The following is a 16,256-nucleotide window of genomic DNA, read 5'->3' as shown; positions in this document are numbered from 1 at the left end:
AGCCTTACCCCGGCGTGCGTCCTCGTTTCACAGCCGCGCTTGCCTGCGCGTCAAACCGTTGTTTCCTTGGCGTTCAGCGGTCAATCTCGCCAAACACAATGTCTTGCGTACCGATGATCGTTACCGCATCGGCAATCATGTGACCCTTTGCCATTTCGTCGAGCGCGGCCAGATGAACGAAGCCCGGCGCGCGGATCTTCAGACGGTACGGCTTGTTGGCGCCGTCGGAGATTGCATAGATGCCGAACTCGCCCTTCGGGTGCTCAACGGCGGCATACGCTTCGCCTTCGGGCACGTGCATACCTTCCGTGAAGAGCTTGAAGTGGTGAATCAGCTCTTCCATGTTGGTCTTCATGTCCACGCGCGACGGCGGCGCGACCTTGTGGTTATCCGTGATCACCGGACCCGGGTTTTTGCGCAGCCACTCGATGCACTGACGAATGATGCGATTGCTTTGGCGCATTTCTTCCACGCGCACCAGATAACGGTCGTAGCAATCGCCGTTCACGCCAACCGGAATGTCGAAATCGACGCGGTCGTACACTTCGTACGGCTGCTTCTTGCGCACATCCCATTCGATGCCCGAACCGCGCAACATCGCACCGGAGAAGCCTTTGTTAAGGGCACGCTCGGGGGTCACCACGCCGATACCGACCAGGCGCTGCTTCCAAATCCGGTTGTCGGTCAGCAGCGTTTCGTACTCATCAACATACTTCGGGAAGCGGTTGGTGAAGTCTTCAATGAAGTCCAGCAGCGAACCCGAACGCGTTTCGTTCAGGGCGGCCAGGGCCTTCTCGTTGCGCACCTTGGATGCCTTGTATTGCGGCATCGTGTCAGGCAGGTCGCGGTAGACGCCGCCTGGACGGTAGTAGGCTGCGTGCATGCGCGCGCCCGACACCGCCTCGTACATATCGAACAGGTCTTCACGTTCGCGGAAGGCGTACAGGAACACCGCCATGGCGCCCACGTCCAGCGCGTGCGAACCGATCCACATCAGGTGGTTCATGATCCGCGTAATTTCGTCGAACATGACGCGGATGTACTGCGCACGCAGCGGCACTTCCAGACCAAGCAGGCGCTCGATTGCCATCACGTAGGCGTGCTCATTGACCATCATCGACACGTAGTCGAGGCGGTCCATGTACGGCACGCTCTGAATCCAGGTCTTCTGCTCTGCGAGCTTTTCAGTCGCGCGGTGCAGCAGGCCGATGTGCGGGTCGGCACGTTGAATGACTTCGCCGTCCAGCTCGAGCACCAGGCGCAGCACGCCGTGTGCGGCCGGGTGTTGCGGACCGAAGTTCAGGGTGTAGTTTTTGATATCTGCCATAGTCGGGCGCCCTTCAGTGCCGTCAGTGCTTTAAGCCACCGTATTGATCCTCTCGGATCACACGCGGCGTAATCTCGCGCGGCTCGATGGTTACCGGCTGGTAGACCACGCGGCGCTGCACCGGGTCGTAGCGCATTTCAACGTAACCCGACACCGGGAAGTCTTTGCGGAACGGGTGGCCGATGAAGCCGTAGTCGGTCAGAATGCGGCGCAGGTCCGGGTGACCCTCGAACACCAGGCCGAACAGGTCGAATGCTTCGCGCTCGAACCAGTCAGCCGAATTCCAGATGGTCGTCACAGACGAGACCACCGGCAGGTCGTCGTCCGGCGCGAATACGCGGACGCGGACACGCCAGTTGTGCGTAATCGACAGCAGATGCGACACAGCGGCAAAACGCGGGCCGTTCCAGGCACCGTCGCCATAGTCGGCATAGTCGACGCCGCACAAATCGATCAGTTGTTCGAACTTGAGCGACGCGTCGTCGCGCAGCGTGCGCATGACGTCGAGATAATCGGCGGCCTTCACCACGAGGGTGAGCTCACCGACCGATTCGGTCAGGCTTTGAACACGATTGCCCAGCGCCTTCTCCAGCGCGGCCTTCAGGGTGGCAAGCTTGTCGGTCATGTCAGGCCTTGCGCGCGATGGTGTTGGTGCGGCGGATCTTGGCCTGCAGCTGGATGATGCCGTAGATCAGCGCTTCAGCCGTTGGCGGGCAGCCCGGCACGTACACGTCGACCGGCACGATGCGATCACAGCCGCGCACGACAGAATATGAGTAGTGGTAGTAACCGCCACCGTTCGCGCACGAACCCATCGAAATGACCCAGCGAGGCTCGGCCATCTGGTCATACACCTTGCGCAGCGCGGGTGCCATCTTGTTGCACAGCGTGCCAGCGACGATCATCACGTCAGACTGACGCGGCGACGGGCGAAACACCACGCCGAAACGGTCCAGGTCATAACGAGAGGCGCCGGCGTGCATCATTTCGACAGCACAGCAGGCCAAGCCGAATGTCATCGGCCAGAGTGACCCAGTACGGGTCCAGTTGATCAGCTTGTCAGCGGTGGTCGTGACAAAGCCTTCATTGAGTACGCCTTCGATCGCCATTTCACATCACTCCCAATCGAGCGCGCCTTTTTTCCAGATGTAGACGAAGCCCACGAGAAACTCGAGAAGAAACACACCCATCGCGAAGAACCCAGGCCAGCCGATCTCACGCAGCGCCACGCCCCAGGGGAAAAGGAACGCAGTCTCCAGATCGAACAGAATGAACAGGATGGCGATGAGGTAATAGCGCACGTCGAACTTCATGCGCGCGTCTTCGAATGCTTCGAAGCCGCACTCGTACGGCGAGAGCTTGTCAGGATCGGGATTGTTCGGACCGAGGACTCGGCCGATGGTCATCAGAGCAAGGCCAAGGCCAACGCCGACAACGATGAACAACAGTACGGGGAAATAGGCTTCGAGGTTCAAGGGACGCCCGCCTTTTTGAATGGTTGCAACAGCACTGCCCGCAGGCGGCGCCTTGTCGCCCCATCGAAGGCGCCGGGTCCGCAGCCTTACGACGCTTCAACTGCGCGTCGTCTTGCGGAGGGGCCTGCGCGGAACATCCCGTTGAACAGACCCCGAATTTGATTGGTGCCGACGGCGAGACTCGAACTCGCACAGCTTTCGCCACTACCCCCTCAAGATAGCGTGTCTACCAATTTCACCACGTCGGCTGGGGGAAGAAACTTTATCAGGAAGCCGGTTGAGACTTAACGTCCTTGCCGTTCCCCGCGTTGTTTCAAGCCTTGCATTCTACCGCAAAGCAACGCTTTTGTTCAATGCACAAACAAAAATCTTATGCCTCGCGACACGCCGGAAAACCTCAGCGGCACGCCGCGGTCATTACATCAAATTACTTGGGCACAGCCGGGGCCGAAGCAGCGCCCGGAGCGGCAGCAGGAGCCGAAGCGGCCGGGGCCGAGGCCGTGGACGTAACAGGCGCGACCGAACCCATCACACCTGCCGACACGCTGCCCTTGTTGGTGCCGATCAGCGTCAGCGCCAACGTGGCAATAAAGAACACGGTGGCCAGCACGGCCGTCGTGCGCGACAGGAAGTTTGCCGAGCCGGTGGCGCCAAACAGGCTACCCGATGCGCCGGAGCCAAACGCCGCCCCCACGTCCGCACCCTTGCCGTGCTGCAAAAGCACCAGGCCGATCACGCCGAGCGCGCTCAGAATTTGCGCCACCAGCAGCAGAGTCTTCAGAATTGCCATTTCGTTTCTCTCAATAATATGTTGCCGTCGCACATGCGTAACATGGCGACTCGATCCGTCGTTTATGCGCGACCAATCGCCAGGAAATCTTCTGCCTTCAGCGATGCGCCGCCGATCAGGCCGCCATCGATGTCCGCCATTGCAAACAACTCGCCGGCATTGTCCGGCTTGACGCTGCCGCCGTACAGAATCGCTAGGCGCTGCGCCACACCTGCGTCGCGAGCAGCAACACGGGCGCGCAGGAATGCGTGCACAGCCTGCGCCTGCTCGCTGGTTGCCGTCTTGCCCGTGCCGATTGCCCAAACCGGCTCATACGCCACGACGATACGACCCAGTTGCTCAACCGACAGCGCTTCCAGCACCGCATCCAGCTGGCGGGCGACCACGTGCTCGGTCTCACCAGCTTCGCGCTGCGCGAGCGTTTCGCCCACACAGACGATCGGGGTGATGCCATGTTCCAGTGCACGCAGCGCCTTGGTCGCCACTTGCACGTCGGTTTCGCCGTGGTACGAGCGACGCTCTGAGTGACCGACAATCACGTAGCCGCAGCCGAATTCTGACAACATCGACGCCGCCACCTCGCCGGTAAAGGCGCCTCGCGTTTCGGCCGACACATCCTGTGCACCCCAGCCCACCGCTGAACCGGCGAGCAAGGACTGGCACTGCGCCAGGTACGGGAATGGCGCACATACGGCCAGCGTGGCGTTGGTTTTGCCTGCCGCCTTGATCTGTTCAAGCAGCGCGGCGTTCGCGCTCAGGCTGCCATGCAGCTTCCAGTTGCCCACCACCAGCTTCGGTCTTGCGTTCACGTTTTGCCCGGTCGACTGTCAAATAAACCCGGCATTCTACCGTGGCGGCAAAAACAGGGTCAATTTTGACGTCTTGGAATCAATCCCAAACCAACATGATCTTGCCGATATGGGCGCTCGATTCCATCAACGCGTGCGCCTGCGCCGCTTGCGCGGCTGGCATGACCTCGTGGATGACCGGCTTGATGCGCCCCGAGGCCAGCAACGGCCAGACCGTTTCATACAGATTGGCCGCGATGGCCGCTTTGAATGCAACCGGACGCGGGCGCAACGTCGAGCCGGTCAGCGTAATGCGGCGGCGCAGGATATCACCCAAGGGCACCTCGGCTTTGGCGCCCCCGAGCAACGCGATCAATACGATGCGGCCGTCATCGGCGGTGCAGGCAATCTCGCGCCCAACATAGCTGCCGCCGACCATGTCGAGCACCACATCGGCGCCGCGCCCTGTCTCGGCCTTGACGATCTCGACGAAATCTTCAGTCTTGTAGTTGATGGCGCGCGTGGCCCCGAGGTCGATACAGGCCTTGCACTTGTCGGCGCTGCCCGCGGTGGCGAACACGCGGTAACCCAATGCAGAGGCGATCTGAATCGCGGTCGTGCCGATGCCGCTGGAGCCGCCCTGCACGAGCAGCGTTTCATCGGCGCCATGCGCGCCCTTCCCCAGCAAGCCGCGGTCGAACACATTCGACCACACGGTGAAATAGTTTTCGGGCAATGCAGCGGCTTCGACATCGGACAAGCCGGCCGGCACAGGCAGCACTTGGCCCAGCGGCGCTGTGCAGAACTCCGCATAGCCGCCGCCTTGCACCAGCGCGCAGACGCGATCGCCCACCTTCAGGCCGTAGCGATTATCGGCGTGCGCCAGATCGCCACTGACGATCTCGCCAGCAACTTCAAGCCCTGGAATATCGGAGGCACCCGGCGGCACCGGATAGTTTCCCGTGCGCTGGAACACATCGGGCCGGTTCACGCCCGCTGCACGCACACGGATCAGCACCTCGCCGGACTTTGCCTCCGCCATTGGGCGCTCGCCAAGCTTCAGGACTTCAGGGCCACCGTATTGGGTGATTTCAATCGCTTTCATGGGAATCGGATCGATGAGGGTTACGACGCTGCGCGCGCGTTACGAGACGCTACGCTTTGGTTCGACAAAGTGCTGCGGAATGCCGCGCGTGGTTTCGCGCATGATTTCTTGTTTGCCGTGAACGATGCCATCGGCGATCTTGCCGATATGCAACTTCAGCCACATCTCTGTCGGCGAGCCGGCCCGATAGTCGGCCGGGCCCAGCATGTCGACGCGATCATCGGCACGCAAGTTGTCGGCCTGCTCGAACGAGCGAGGGCTCTCGGGGTTGTAGACCGCATAGGTGCGGCCACCGCCCTTGCGCGCGACAGAAAACGCCGGAATATCACTTGGCCCATCAGCCACGTAGATCATGTTGGCGAACGGCACGCGGCGCTCGTCCTCGGCAATTGACGAATTCACACTCACCGCTTCCGGGTGCTTGTTGACACCCTTGTTGATCTCGAACAGCGCGCGCGTCTTGGTGGTGTTGTCGATGGCGTAGATGACTTCCGAGATGACCCGCCGGCCGTCCGCGCTTCTGTCAGGCGCCTCCAGGAATTCGCAGCCCCACACGCCATCGATGTATGGAGCGATGGGCGAGCCCTTGATCATCTCCGTCAGGCCCGTGCTGACGATGTAGTGTTCGAGCTTGATGTCGAACGCCTGGTAGGCAGCGTTGTCGCGCACCCACGCTTTGCTGCGCTCGAAGAAATCGGTCACACCGGGAAAGAATTCGAGTTCGGCGCCCAGTTCGCGCAGCGTGGCGTTGTCGAGACCGCCCATGCGGCCGTCGCGCACATGGCGCAGCAGCACATTGAGGTAGAACGTTTCGTGGTTGACCTTCTGGCCGCGCGATTCGATTTCGCGCGAGCCCGCGGCCACTTCGTCCCAGAAAGCCTGCTCGGCGATGTTGAAGCGATCGAACAGCGGCACTTGCATGTAGCGCGGGATCAGTGTCTTGTCGAAATCCCAGACGATAGCGATGCGGTTTTGCTCGAACAGGCGGCTCATGATGGGGCGCGGAAGGGCAACGGGAGGAACTCGCGACGCAGTGTAAACAAAAAAACGGCTGGACATCGTCCAGCCGTTTTTTCATGGCGAAAACCGCTCGCTTACTGCTGTTGTTGCTGCTGTTGTTGCGAGGCAGCGTCGCCAGCACCCGGGGCTTGCGGTGCCGCGGCAGGCACGTCGCCTTCTTCAGCCTTGGCAGCCTTGATCGACAGACGCATGCGACCCTTCTCGTCGGTGCTCAGCAGCTTCACGCGCACAGCCTGGCCTTCCTTCACATAGTCGGAAACCTGGTTCACGCGCTCGTTGGCGATTTCCGAGATGTGCAGCAGACCGTCCTTGCCCGGCAGGATGTTCACGATCGCGCCAAAGTCCAGCAGCTTGAGCACGGTGCCGTTGTAGATCTTGCCCACTTCGGCTTCTGCCGTGATGCCTTCGATGCGGCGCTTGGCTTCGGCCATGCCTTCCGACGACGTCGACGCGATGGTGATCGTGCCGTCTTCCTGGATGTCGATCGTGCAGCCGGTTTCCTTGGTCAGCGCCTGGATGGTCGAACCACCCTTGCCGATCACGTCGCGGATCTTCTCCGGATTGATCTTGACGGTGATCATGCGCGGAGCGTGCTCCGACAGCTCGGTGCGTGCGCCGCCCATGGCAGCCTGCATCTTGCCCAGGATGTGCAGACGGCCTTCCTTGGCTTGCGCCAGTGCCACCTGCATGATTTCCTTGGTGATGCCCTGCACCTTGATGTCCATCTGCAGCGCGGTGATACCAGCGTCGGTACCAGCAACCTTGAAGTCCATGTCACCCAGGTGATCTTCGTCACCCAGGATGTCGGTCAGCACGGCGAACTTGTTGCCTTCCAGGATCAGGCCCATGGCCACGCCGGCCACGTGCGCCTTGATGGGCACGCCAGCGTCCATCAGCGACAACGAGCCGCCGCACACCGAAGCCATCGACGACGAACCGTTCGACTCGGTGATTTCCGACACCAGACGAATCGTGTAAGCGAATTCATCGTCCTTCGGCAGCACCGGAATCAGCGCACGCTTGGCCAGACGGCCGTGGCCCACTTCGCGGCGCTTCGGGCTGCCCACGCGGCCGGTTTCACCCGTGGCAAACGGCGGCATGTTGTAGTGAAGCATGAAGCGGTCACGATACTCGCCTTGCAGCGCGTCGATGATCTGCTCGTCGCTCTTGGTGCCCAGGGTGGCCACCACCAGCGCTTGCGTTTCACCGCGCGTAAACAGGGCCGAGCCGTGCGCACGCGGCAGCACCGACGAACGGATCTCGATCGGGCGAACCGTGCGGGTGTCGCGGCCGTCGATACGCGGTTCGCCGTTCAGGATCTGGCCGCGCACGATCTTCGCTTCCAACTCAAACAGGATATTGTCGACTTCCACGCCGTCGGCTTCCACGCCGGCTTCTGCCAGCTTGGCGGCAACCGACTTGTAGACTTCCTTCAGCTTCTGGCTGCGGGCCGACTTCTGGCGAAGTTGGTAAGCGGCTTGCAGATCGGCCAGGGCCAGCTCGGAAACCTTGGCGGTCAGCGTTTCGTTCTTCGGAGCCGCTTGCCAATCCCACTCAGGCTTGCCGCCGTCGCGCACCAGCTCGTGGATCGCGTTGATGGCGATCTGCATTTGCTCGTGGCCGTACACGACGGCGCCCAGCATGACTTCTTCCGACAGTTGCTGCGCTTCGGATTCGACCATCAGCACGGCACGCTCGGTACCGGCCACAACCAGGTCCAGATCCGAATGCGCGAGTTGGGCACGATTCGGGTTCAGCAGGTACTGGCCATCCTTGTAACCCACGCGGGCAGCGCCCACCGGGCCGTTGAACGGCAGACCCGACACAGCCAGCGCAGCCGAAGCTGCGACCAGCGCAGGGATATCGGCCGGCACTTCCGGGTTGATCGACAGCACGTGGATGACGACCTGAACTTCGTTGTAGAAGCCTTCCGGGAACAGCGGACGCAGCGGGCGATCGATCAGGCGCGAGGTCAGCGTTTCGTTTTCCGACGGACGGCCTTCACGCTTGAAGAAGCCACCCGGAATCTTGCCGGCAGCGTAGGTCTTCTCAAGGTAATCGACGGTCAGCGGGAAGAAGTCTTGACCCGGCTTCGGGTTCTTGGCACCCACAACGGTAGCGAGCACGACGGTGTCGTCCATGTCGAGCAACACAGCGCCGCTCGCCTGGCGGGCGATCTCACCCGTTTCCATGCGGACCTTATGGCCGCCCCACTGGAATTCTTTGACGATTTTGTTGAACATGTTTTCTCCTGTTCGGTATTCGCGGCACCGACGATTCAAAGTCGATTTCATTACGCCGCGACAAACACGTTCCGGAAGACGGTGCGGTTGCAGAGGTGTGTTTTATGCCATTCCAGCGCAGCGCTGGCACCAACGCCGCGCTGGAATGACACAAGGCCCCGCTCCCTGCCGCCTCCGGTCCATGGCAGCCGCTTCATCTTGAAGTGGCCGGCTGCCATCAGTCGCCGGTTGCCCGGCGCGGCCACAAACGCGGCCGCCAAAAACAAAATGCCTGCATCAGCACGCTGACGCAGGCACTTTTCATCACGCGCAGTGCGTGATACCCACCATTACTTACGCAGACCCAGCTTCGCCACCAGCGCGGTGTAACGGTCAGCGTCCTTGCTCTTGAGGTAGTCCAGCAGACGGCGACGACGGCTCACCATGCGGAGCAGGCCCCGACGGCTGTGGTGATCCTTCATGTGCGCCTTGAAGTGCGGCTGCAGTTCGTTGATGCGGGCGGTCAACAGTGCAACCTGCACTTCCGGGCTACCCGTGTCGTTGGCGCTGCGGCCGTTATCTTTGACGATGTCTTGCTTCTTGATGTCAGCGACGGACATTTTGATTCCTTTGACTTGCGGACACTGCAGCGCCTGAACAGTCGCCGTTGGTGCCGTGTTGAACAATGATCTTGCCGTCCCATCCAAAAGCGGTCTGGACAGCAAGACTGCGATTATAGCCCAGAACGCCGCCCGGACGACAGTTCTGTGTCATCCCGCTCAATAGCGCACCATTTTGCAGGTCGTAGGCAAAGCGGTTTGCGAAGCAGGAATCACTTTAAGCGTACGAAAACCGTAGCCGGAGCCCTCGATATCGAAAGGCACACCAGCCGTCCCCGCTCGTTCCATCTGCGTGACGATAAGCGGTTGGATTGCCTGGTGATCCTCCGCCCGCAGCGTGATGCGATGGAAGCCGTTGTCGAGTGATGCGCCTTCCAGCGCACGTGCCACCGCGGTAGCTTCCGTGGTACCCGCCCGCTCTATCGCCGCGGCCAGCATGTCGACCATCATCTGGTCGCGCAGCAGCGGGTAATCATCGGCAGGCGACGGGTAACGGGCGCGGAAGGCCTTGTAGAACGCATCGGACTTGGCGCCACCCAGGTTCGGGTGCCACTCCGCCACCGCCACTACACGACCGACACCTGCTTCGCCCATCGCGCCGGGTGCGCCGAGCGAGTTGCCGTAGAACGTAAAGAAGCGCGCCTTGAGCCCGGCATCCCGGGCGGCCTTGACCAGCAAGGTCAGATCGTTACCCCAGTTGCCGGTGATGACCGTATCCGCACCCGACGCGGCAATGCGCGCCACATACGGCGCAAAGTCCTTCACCTTGCCGATCGGGTGCAGAACCTCGCCAACGATCGTCACGTCCGGCCGCTTTTCGCTCAACTGCTGACGCGCCGATTGCGCCACTTGGCGACCGAACGTGTAGTCCTGCCCAATCAGGTAGACCTTTTTGATGGCCTTGTCCGTGCGGATCACTTCCGTCAGCGCGTGCATGCGCATGTCGGCCGACGCATCGAAGCGGAAATGCCAGAAGCTGCATGCCTCGTTGGTCAGCGCCGGATCGACGGCGGCGTAGTTCAGAAACAGCACCCGCGCGCCTGGATGACGGTCGTTGTAGCGCGAAATCGACGTCGACAAGGCTGCCGCGGCCGCCGAACTGTTGCCCTGCAGCACGTAACGGATACCCGCATCCGTAGCGGCTTGCAGCTGCAGCAACGATTCGTCGACGGTGTTCTTGCTATCGAATCGCACGAGCGCGAGCGGATGGCGGCCATCGGGCAACTTCACACCGCCGCGCGCATTCACATCCTCAATGGCCATGCGCAGATTGCGATCCACTGCCTCGCCAGCATTGGCAAATGGGCCCGACAACCCTTCAATCAGCGCCAACCGGATCGGTGCGGCTTCAGGCTGGGCAGCCGCCGCGCCACACACCCCCACAGCCGCCAGCGCGGCCACAAACCAACGAAACACCATGGAAAATCTCCGTGAAGCGCGGATGGTAAAGCGCCGCTGCATGTCGACACAAGCCAGCGCCACTCGCTCGGGCTCCTACACTGAAAACCTCGGGAGAACCATTGTGAACATTCGATCGACGTGGCGGAGCGCTGCGCTTCTCGCTGTAACGCTGATATCAATGTGCGCGTGCACCGTGCTGGCGCCCGTGCAAACAGGCGAAGCACTGCTCGGCCAACCCGCTTCTGCCGTGGAGGCACGCTTTGGCAAACCACCCGAGCGATATCCGCATGCGGATGGCGGCATGCGCTGGCTATATCCGACGCAGCCCTATGGTCAGTTCACGTATGCCGCGGACTTCGATGCGAGTGGCAAGCTCGTCTCGTTCCGGCAAATTCTGACCACGATGGACTTTGCGCAGATCCGTGTCGGCACGGCGACGCGGAATGATGTACTGCAAACGTTCGGCAAGCCAGAGGAAACCGCCTATTTCCGGCTGATGGATCGGCAGGTGTGGTCCTACCGCTTCAGGCACGAGGGTGTGTGGCCTTCGTTGATGAACTTCTATTTCGACCGCGACGGTATCGTGCGGCTCACGCAAGTCAGCCCGGACCCGATGTACGACCACGATCACGATTCGAGCCGGTAAGCGAGCGCTCAACGCCAGAACGGCAACATCCACGCGAGGCGCGTCGCCTGGCGTGGACATTCGGGTCGGCCATGTCGTGGATCACACAGACATCGCTCTCAAAGACGGCTGGCATGGCGCACGCTCCTGACGTGTCCGGTGCCGCTGCACCCGCTTCGCGTTCCGGTGGATAACCGGTTGCGCGCTCAGTGGTGATCGTGTTGGGGTCTGGGCTGACTCCTGCGTGTGTTGGTAGTACCCGAGATCAGATCTGCGGGTTGAGTTTTTCGCTGCTCTTGTCCTGCAACTTGTTCAGCGCGGCAAGGTAAGCCTTGGCCGAAGCCGCGACGATGTCCGGATCGGTACCCACACCGTTGACGATGCGGCCCGACTTGGACAGCCGCACCGTCACTTCACCCTGTGCCTGCGTGCCTGTCGTGATGGCGTTAACCGAATACAGCAGCTGCTCAGCGCCGCTAGCGACCTTGCTCTCAATCGCATTCAGCGTGGCGTCAACCGGGCCATTGCCCTCCGCCTCGCCCGTCACTTCCTTGCCGTCCGCAACGAAGACGACGCGTGCGTGCGGACGCTCGCCGGTTTCCGAACGCTGGGCCAGCGACACAAAACGGAAGTGCTCGCCCTCGCTGTGCTGTGCTTCGTTCGAAACGATGGCGACGATGTCCTCGTCGAAGATCTCGGCCTTCTGATCGGCCAGCTCCTTGAAGCGGGTGAAGGCTGCGTTCAGTTCGGCTTCCGAATCCAGCTCGATGCCCAATTCCTGCAGACGCTGCTTGAACGCGTTGCGACCCGAGAGTTTGCCCAGAACGATCTTATTGGCCGTCCAGCCCACGTCTTCGGCGCGCATGATTTCGTACGTGTCGCGCGCCTTGAGCACGCCGTCCTGGTGGATGCCCGAAGCGTGCGCGAACGCATTGGCGCCCACGACAGCCTTGTTCGGCTGAACGACGAAACCGGTGATCTGCGAGACCAGCTTGGACGCCGGCACGATCTGGGTGGTATCAACACCAACGTCGAGGTTGAAGTAGTCGCGACGCGTCTTCACTGCCATCACCACCTCTTCGAGGCTGGTGTTGCCGGCACGCTCTCCCAGGCCGTTGATCGTGCATTCGATCTGGCGTGCGCCGCCCAATTTGACAGCGGCCAGGGAGTTCGCGACCGCCATGCCAAGGTCGTTATGGCAATGCACCGACCAGACCGCCTTGTCGGAATTCGGGATGCGCTCGCGCACCGAGCGGATCAGCGCGGCGTAACCTTCCGGCACCGCGTAGCCCACCGTATCCGGCAGGTTGATGGTGGTTGCACCTTCGGCGATCACGCCTTCCAGCACGCGGCACAGGAAATCCATGTCGGAGCGGCTGCCATCTTCCGGCGAGAACTCAATGTCGTCGGTGAACTGGCGCGCGAAGCGCACCGCCAGGCGTGCCTGCTCGTACACCTGATCCGGCGACATGCGCAGCTTCTTCTCCATGTGCAACGCCGATGTGGCGATGAACGTATGGATACGGAACTGGCCGGCAGGCTTGAGCGCCTCGGCAGCGCGCGAGATATCGCGGTCGTTCGCACGGGCCAGCGAGCAAATACGCGAATCCTTGACCGACTGCGCAATCGCGCGGATTGCCTCGAAGTCACCATTGGAGCTGGCCGCGAAGCCAGCTTCGATTACATCCACCTTGAGCCGCTCAAGCTGCTTGGCAATGCGGATCTTCTCTTCCTTGGTCATCGACGCCCCAGGCGACTGCTCGCCGTCGCGCAACGTGGTATCGAAAATGATGAGTTTGTCGCTCATGGCGGCTCCTTGGTGGGGGTGACGTTTTTGGCGTCGGTCTTAGTGGATGTCTCGGATGGTTTTTTTGCGGCGCAGAATGCAAAGCGCCCCGGCGTGCATGGTTGCAGGCCGGGGCGCTGTGAATTCTGGTTTGCGAAAACTTGGCGGTTTCTGCTTGCCTTGTCTTGCGATTTCCTATGCGCGTGTCCCGACCTGACGACCTAGTAGGCCATCAATCGAGACTAGCGTAATCAGAATGGAAATCGGGTGCGAAAGCATGCGAATGACTATAGACGAATTCAAAAATCGGCGCAAGCGCACATTGGTGCAGCGCATCGGTCACTCATGCGAGTCACCCGATGCCTGTTTCGGCAAGCGCGGGCTGCCCTGTTGCCCGTGCAGCGCACGCCAGCCCCACAGCAGATAGCCCGATACCGCGTAACCAACAAACAGGCCAAACAGCGCGACCGGCGGATCGCTCGATATCACGACAAACAACACAAGCACGAGCACCATCACGCCAAATGGCACGCGGTGACGAACGTCGAGCGCCTTGCCACTGTAGAACGGCGCGTTCGACACCATCGACAGCCCTGCATAAAGCGTCAGCCCGAAGGCCACCCACGGCATCCACAGCTCCTTGACCGGCAGCTTGTTGTCGATCGCCAGCCAGACAAAACCCGCGATGAGCGCTGCGGCTGCCGGGCTCGGCATGCCCTGGAAGAAGCGCTTGTCGACTGACCCGATGTTCGTATTGAAGCGCGCGAGGCGCAATGCCGCGCCAGCGCAATACACGAACGCCGCGAGCCAGCCCCACTTGCCCAGGTCGCGCAGGATCCACTCGTACATGACCAATGCCGGTGCGACGCCGAACGACACCATGTCGGACAGCGAATCGTATTGCTCGCCGAACGCGCTTTGCGTGTTGGTGATGCGAGCGACGCGCCCGTCCATGCCGTCAAGCACCATCGCCGCGAAAATGGCGATGGCAGCCGTCTCAAAGTTCAGGTTCATCGCCTGAACAATGGCGAAGAAGCCTGCGAACAGTGCGGCCGTCGTGAACGCGTTGGGTAGCAGATAGATGCCCCGGCGTCGTGGACGTACGATCTCAAGGTCGTCGTCGTCCGCACGTGGCTGGTTATGCCGCAGCGGACGCAGGTGCGTCACATTACCGGCGGTAAAGCGCTTCTTGCGTCGGTTGAACGCGGGCATGGTGACCTCCGGATCAGTCCAGCTCAGCAAGCACCGTAAGCGTGGCGGACACTTTCTCGCCAATGGTCACGCGCGGGCGTGCCGTCAGCGGCAGGTACACATCAACGCGGGAGCCAAAGCGGATGAAGCCGTAGCGTTGACCACGCGTGAGCGCTTCGCCTGCCTTGGTATAGCAAAGGATGCGCCGCGCGATCAAACCCGCTACCTGCACAGAAGTGACGAGCTGGCCATCAGCACGGCGCAGCACGATGGCGTTGCGCTCGTTCTCGAGCGACGCCTTGTCCAGGTCCGCATTGACGAACTTGCCTGGAAAGTACTGCACCTGTTGCACCGTGCCGTCGACCGGCGCGCGGTTCGAGTGCACGTTGAACACGTTCATGAACACGCTGATCTTCAGCGAGTCGCGATCGGCGTACGGGTCACGCACTTGCTCGACGGCGACGATGCGACCATCGGCCGGCGACAGAATCGCATTGGCCTGCGTGGGCACGGCGCGCGCCGGATCGCGGAAAAACTGCAGCACAAACAGCGTCAGCACCCAGAACGGCCAAGCCCAGCCGAAGCCGGCGGCAGCCTGCACGATGAGCGTGACGATGAAAATCCCGCCCAGGTACGGCCAGCCCTCGCGGGCGATGATGGGATGCGGATACGTGTTGTTCAAATCAGACCTCGACAGCGTCTTGAAGGAAATGCGGCATTCTAGCCGACACGGGGCCGCGCCAGCACTTGAAACAATGGTTGGCACCCCGGATTCAGCATAAAAAAAGCCAGCCCGGAGGCTGGCTTCTTCTCGCACAAGGCGCGAACAATCAGTTCTTCGTCTGGTCAACCAGCTTGTTCTTGGCGATCCACGGCATCATCGCACGCAGCTTGGCGCCCACTTGCTCGATCTGGTGCTCTTCGGTCAAGCGACGACGCGAGATCAGCGTCGGCTGGCCTGCCTTGTACTCCAGCAGGAAGCTCTTGGCGTATTCGCCGGTCTGGATGTCCTTCAGGCATTGCTTCATGGCCTTCTTGGTCTCTTCCGTCACGACGCGCGGGCCAGTGACGTACTCGCCGTATTCGGCGTTGTTCGAGATCGAGTAGTTCATGTTGGCGATGCCGCCTTCATAGATCAGGTCGACGATCAGTTTCAGTTCGTGCAGGCACTCGAAGTAGGCCATTTCCGGAGCGTAACCAGCCTCCACCAGCGTCTCGAAACCTGCCTTGATCAGTTCGACGGTACCGCCGCACAGCACGGCTTGCTCGCCAAACAGGTCGGTTTCGGTTTCTTCGCGGAAATTCGTCTCGATGATGCCGGCACGGCCGCCGCCGTTGGCGGTGGCGTACGACAGGGCGATATCACGCGCGGCGCCCGACTTGTCCTGGTGCACGGCAATCAGGTGCGGCACGCCGCCACCTTGAGTGTACGTGCCACGCACGGTATGGCCCGGAGCCTTCGGGGCAATCATGATGACGTCCAGGTCGGCGCGCGGGATCACGGCACCGTAGTGCACGTTGAAGCCGTGGGCGAATGCCAGTGCAGCGCCTTGCTTGATGTTGCCGTGCACTTCATTCTTGTACACGTCGGCGATCTGCTCGTCCGGCAGCAGGATCATGACGACGTCGGCTTCCTTCACAGCCTCGGCCACTTCCTTGACCTGCAGGCCGGCGTTGACAGCCTTGTTCCACGACGCGCCATTCTTGCGCAGACCGACCGTCACCTTCACGCCCGAGTCGTTCAGGTTGAGGGCGTGGGCGTGGCCTTGCGAGCCATAGCCGATGATGGTGACGTTCTTGCCCTTGATCAGGGAGAGGTCGGCGTCCTTGTCGTAAAACACTTTCATGTTGATGTCCTAATTTTCAAATACTTCAATATCGATGGGGTCCGGCCGCAGTTACACGT

16 protein-coding genes and 1 tRNA gene are annotated in these 16,256 nt (G+C 61.3%); 1 reads left to right on the top strand and 16 read right to left on the bottom strand.

Translation table 11 applies throughout. From position 1 onward, the window contains the following. Nucleotides 1-73 precede the first annotated feature (73 nt). The 12 genes from ACTJK4_RS24370 to ACTJK4_RS24315 all read right to left on the bottom strand — a co-directional run bounded on the left by ACTJK4_RS24370 (nucleotide 74) and on the right by ACTJK4_RS24315 (nucleotide 10,766). Nucleotides 74-1,327 (bottom strand): NADH-quinone oxidoreductase subunit D, encoded by a 1,254-nt coding sequence (locus ACTJK4_RS24370; RefSeq protein ID WP_260801833.1) that lies wholly within the window; start codon nucleotides 1,325-1,327, stop codon nucleotides 74-76. Nucleotides 1,328-1,349: 22 nt separating this feature from the next. Then, a complete protein-coding gene (locus ACTJK4_RS24365) occupies nucleotides 1,350-1,952 on the bottom strand; it encodes an NADH-quinone oxidoreductase subunit C (protein ID WP_232040464.1) in 603 nt (200 codons plus the stop codon). A gap of 1 nt (nucleotide 1,953) precedes the next feature. Further along, complete coding sequence (locus ACTJK4_RS24360; RefSeq protein ID WP_004630808.1) at nucleotides 1,954-2,436, bottom strand: NuoB/complex I 20 kDa subunit family protein; 483 nt, start codon at nucleotides 2,434-2,436, stop codon at nucleotides 1,954-1,956. A gap of 6 nt (nucleotides 2,437-2,442) precedes the next feature. Beyond that, complete coding sequence (locus ACTJK4_RS24355) at nucleotides 2,443-2,802, bottom strand: NADH-quinone oxidoreductase subunit A (RefSeq protein WP_004630810.1); 360 nt, start codon at nucleotides 2,800-2,802, stop codon at nucleotides 2,443-2,445. Between the two features lie 163 nt (nucleotides 2,803-2,965). Continuing rightward, nucleotides 2,966-3,050: transfer RNA gene (locus ACTJK4_RS24350), tRNA-Leu, on the bottom strand. 179 nt (nucleotides 3,051-3,229) lie between these two features. Next, nucleotides 3,230-3,592 (bottom strand): preprotein translocase subunit SecG, encoded by a 363-nt coding sequence (gene secG, locus ACTJK4_RS24345; RefSeq protein ID WP_045206187.1) that lies wholly within the window; start codon nucleotides 3,590-3,592, stop codon nucleotides 3,230-3,232. A gap of 62 nt (nucleotides 3,593-3,654) precedes the next feature. Next, on the bottom strand, nucleotides 3,655-4,401 hold the full coding sequence (gene tpiA / locus ACTJK4_RS24340; protein WP_440819145.1) for a triose-phosphate isomerase: 747 nt from the start codon (nucleotides 4,399-4,401) through the stop codon (nucleotides 3,655-3,657). Between the two features lie 79 nt (nucleotides 4,402-4,480). Next, nucleotides 4,481-5,485 (bottom strand): NAD(P)H-quinone oxidoreductase, encoded by a 1,005-nt coding sequence (locus tag ACTJK4_RS24335; RefSeq protein WP_440819144.1) that lies wholly within the window; start codon nucleotides 5,483-5,485, stop codon nucleotides 4,481-4,483. A 39-nt stretch (nucleotides 5,486-5,524) separates the two neighbouring features. Then, nucleotides 5,525-6,478 carry an HAD family hydrolase gene (locus tag ACTJK4_RS24330; RefSeq protein ID WP_232040468.1) on the bottom strand — a complete coding sequence of 318 codons (954 nt, stop codon included), beginning with the start codon at nucleotides 6,476-6,478 and terminating at the stop codon, nucleotides 5,525-5,527. Between the two features lie 101 nt (nucleotides 6,479-6,579). Continuing rightward, complete coding sequence (gene pnp, locus ACTJK4_RS24325; protein ID WP_253537698.1) at nucleotides 6,580-8,748, bottom strand: polyribonucleotide nucleotidyltransferase; 2,169 nt, start codon at nucleotides 8,746-8,748, stop codon at nucleotides 6,580-6,582. Between the two features lie 329 nt (nucleotides 8,749-9,077). Next, on the bottom strand, nucleotides 9,078-9,347 hold the full coding sequence (gene rpsO / locus ACTJK4_RS24320) for a 30S ribosomal protein S15 (protein ID WP_012436069.1): 270 nt from the start codon (nucleotides 9,345-9,347) through the stop codon (nucleotides 9,078-9,080). A gap of 159 nt (nucleotides 9,348-9,506) precedes the next feature. Next, on the bottom strand, nucleotides 9,507-10,766 hold the full coding sequence (locus ACTJK4_RS24315; protein WP_440819143.1) for a branched-chain amino acid ABC transporter substrate-binding protein: 1,260 nt from the start codon (nucleotides 10,764-10,766) through the stop codon (nucleotides 9,507-9,509). A 160-nt stretch (nucleotides 10,767-10,926) separates the two neighbouring features. Between ACTJK4_RS24315 and ACTJK4_RS24310 the strand changes: the two genes are divergently transcribed. After that, nucleotides 10,927-11,394, top strand: a complete 468-nt coding sequence (locus tag ACTJK4_RS24310) for a hypothetical protein (RefSeq protein WP_440476492.1) — start codon at nucleotides 10,927-10,929, stop codon at nucleotides 11,392-11,394. A 244-nt stretch (nucleotides 11,395-11,638) separates the two neighbouring features. Here ACTJK4_RS24310 and ACTJK4_RS24305 read toward each other — a convergent pair whose 3' ends face one another. From ACTJK4_RS24305 to ilvC, 4 genes are all read right to left on the bottom strand, one after another. Next, nucleotides 11,639-13,180: a 2-isopropylmalate synthase gene (locus ACTJK4_RS24305; RefSeq protein WP_232040472.1), complete on the bottom strand. Its 1,542-nt coding sequence runs from the start codon at nucleotides 13,178-13,180 to the stop codon at nucleotides 11,639-11,641. A 318-nt stretch (nucleotides 13,181-13,498) separates the two neighbouring features. Further along, entirely contained in the window at nucleotides 13,499-14,371 is an 873-nt protein-coding gene (gene pssA / locus ACTJK4_RS24300) for a CDP-diacylglycerol--serine O-phosphatidyltransferase (protein ID WP_260801841.1), read from the bottom strand. Nucleotides 14,372-14,384: 13 nt separating this feature from the next. Beyond that, nucleotides 14,385-15,032 carry a phosphatidylserine decarboxylase gene (locus tag ACTJK4_RS24295; protein ID WP_024975282.1) on the bottom strand — a complete coding sequence of 216 codons (648 nt, stop codon included), beginning with the start codon at nucleotides 15,030-15,032 and terminating at the stop codon, nucleotides 14,385-14,387. 148 nt (nucleotides 15,033-15,180) lie between these two features. Next, the gene (gene ilvC, locus ACTJK4_RS24290) at nucleotides 15,181-16,197 is read right to left on the bottom strand and encodes a ketol-acid reductoisomerase (protein ID WP_004630832.1); all 1,017 of its coding nucleotides are present in this window, start codon (nucleotides 16,195-16,197) and stop codon (nucleotides 15,181-15,183) included. Nucleotides 16,198-16,256 lie beyond the last annotated feature (59 nt).

Source organism: Ralstonia sp. 22111, assembly GCF_052045895.1.
Classification (GTDB): Bacteria; Pseudomonadota; Gammaproteobacteria; order Burkholderiales; family Burkholderiaceae; genus Ralstonia; species Ralstonia wenshanensis.
This window is presented reverse-complemented; position numbering and strand designations above follow the sequence as displayed.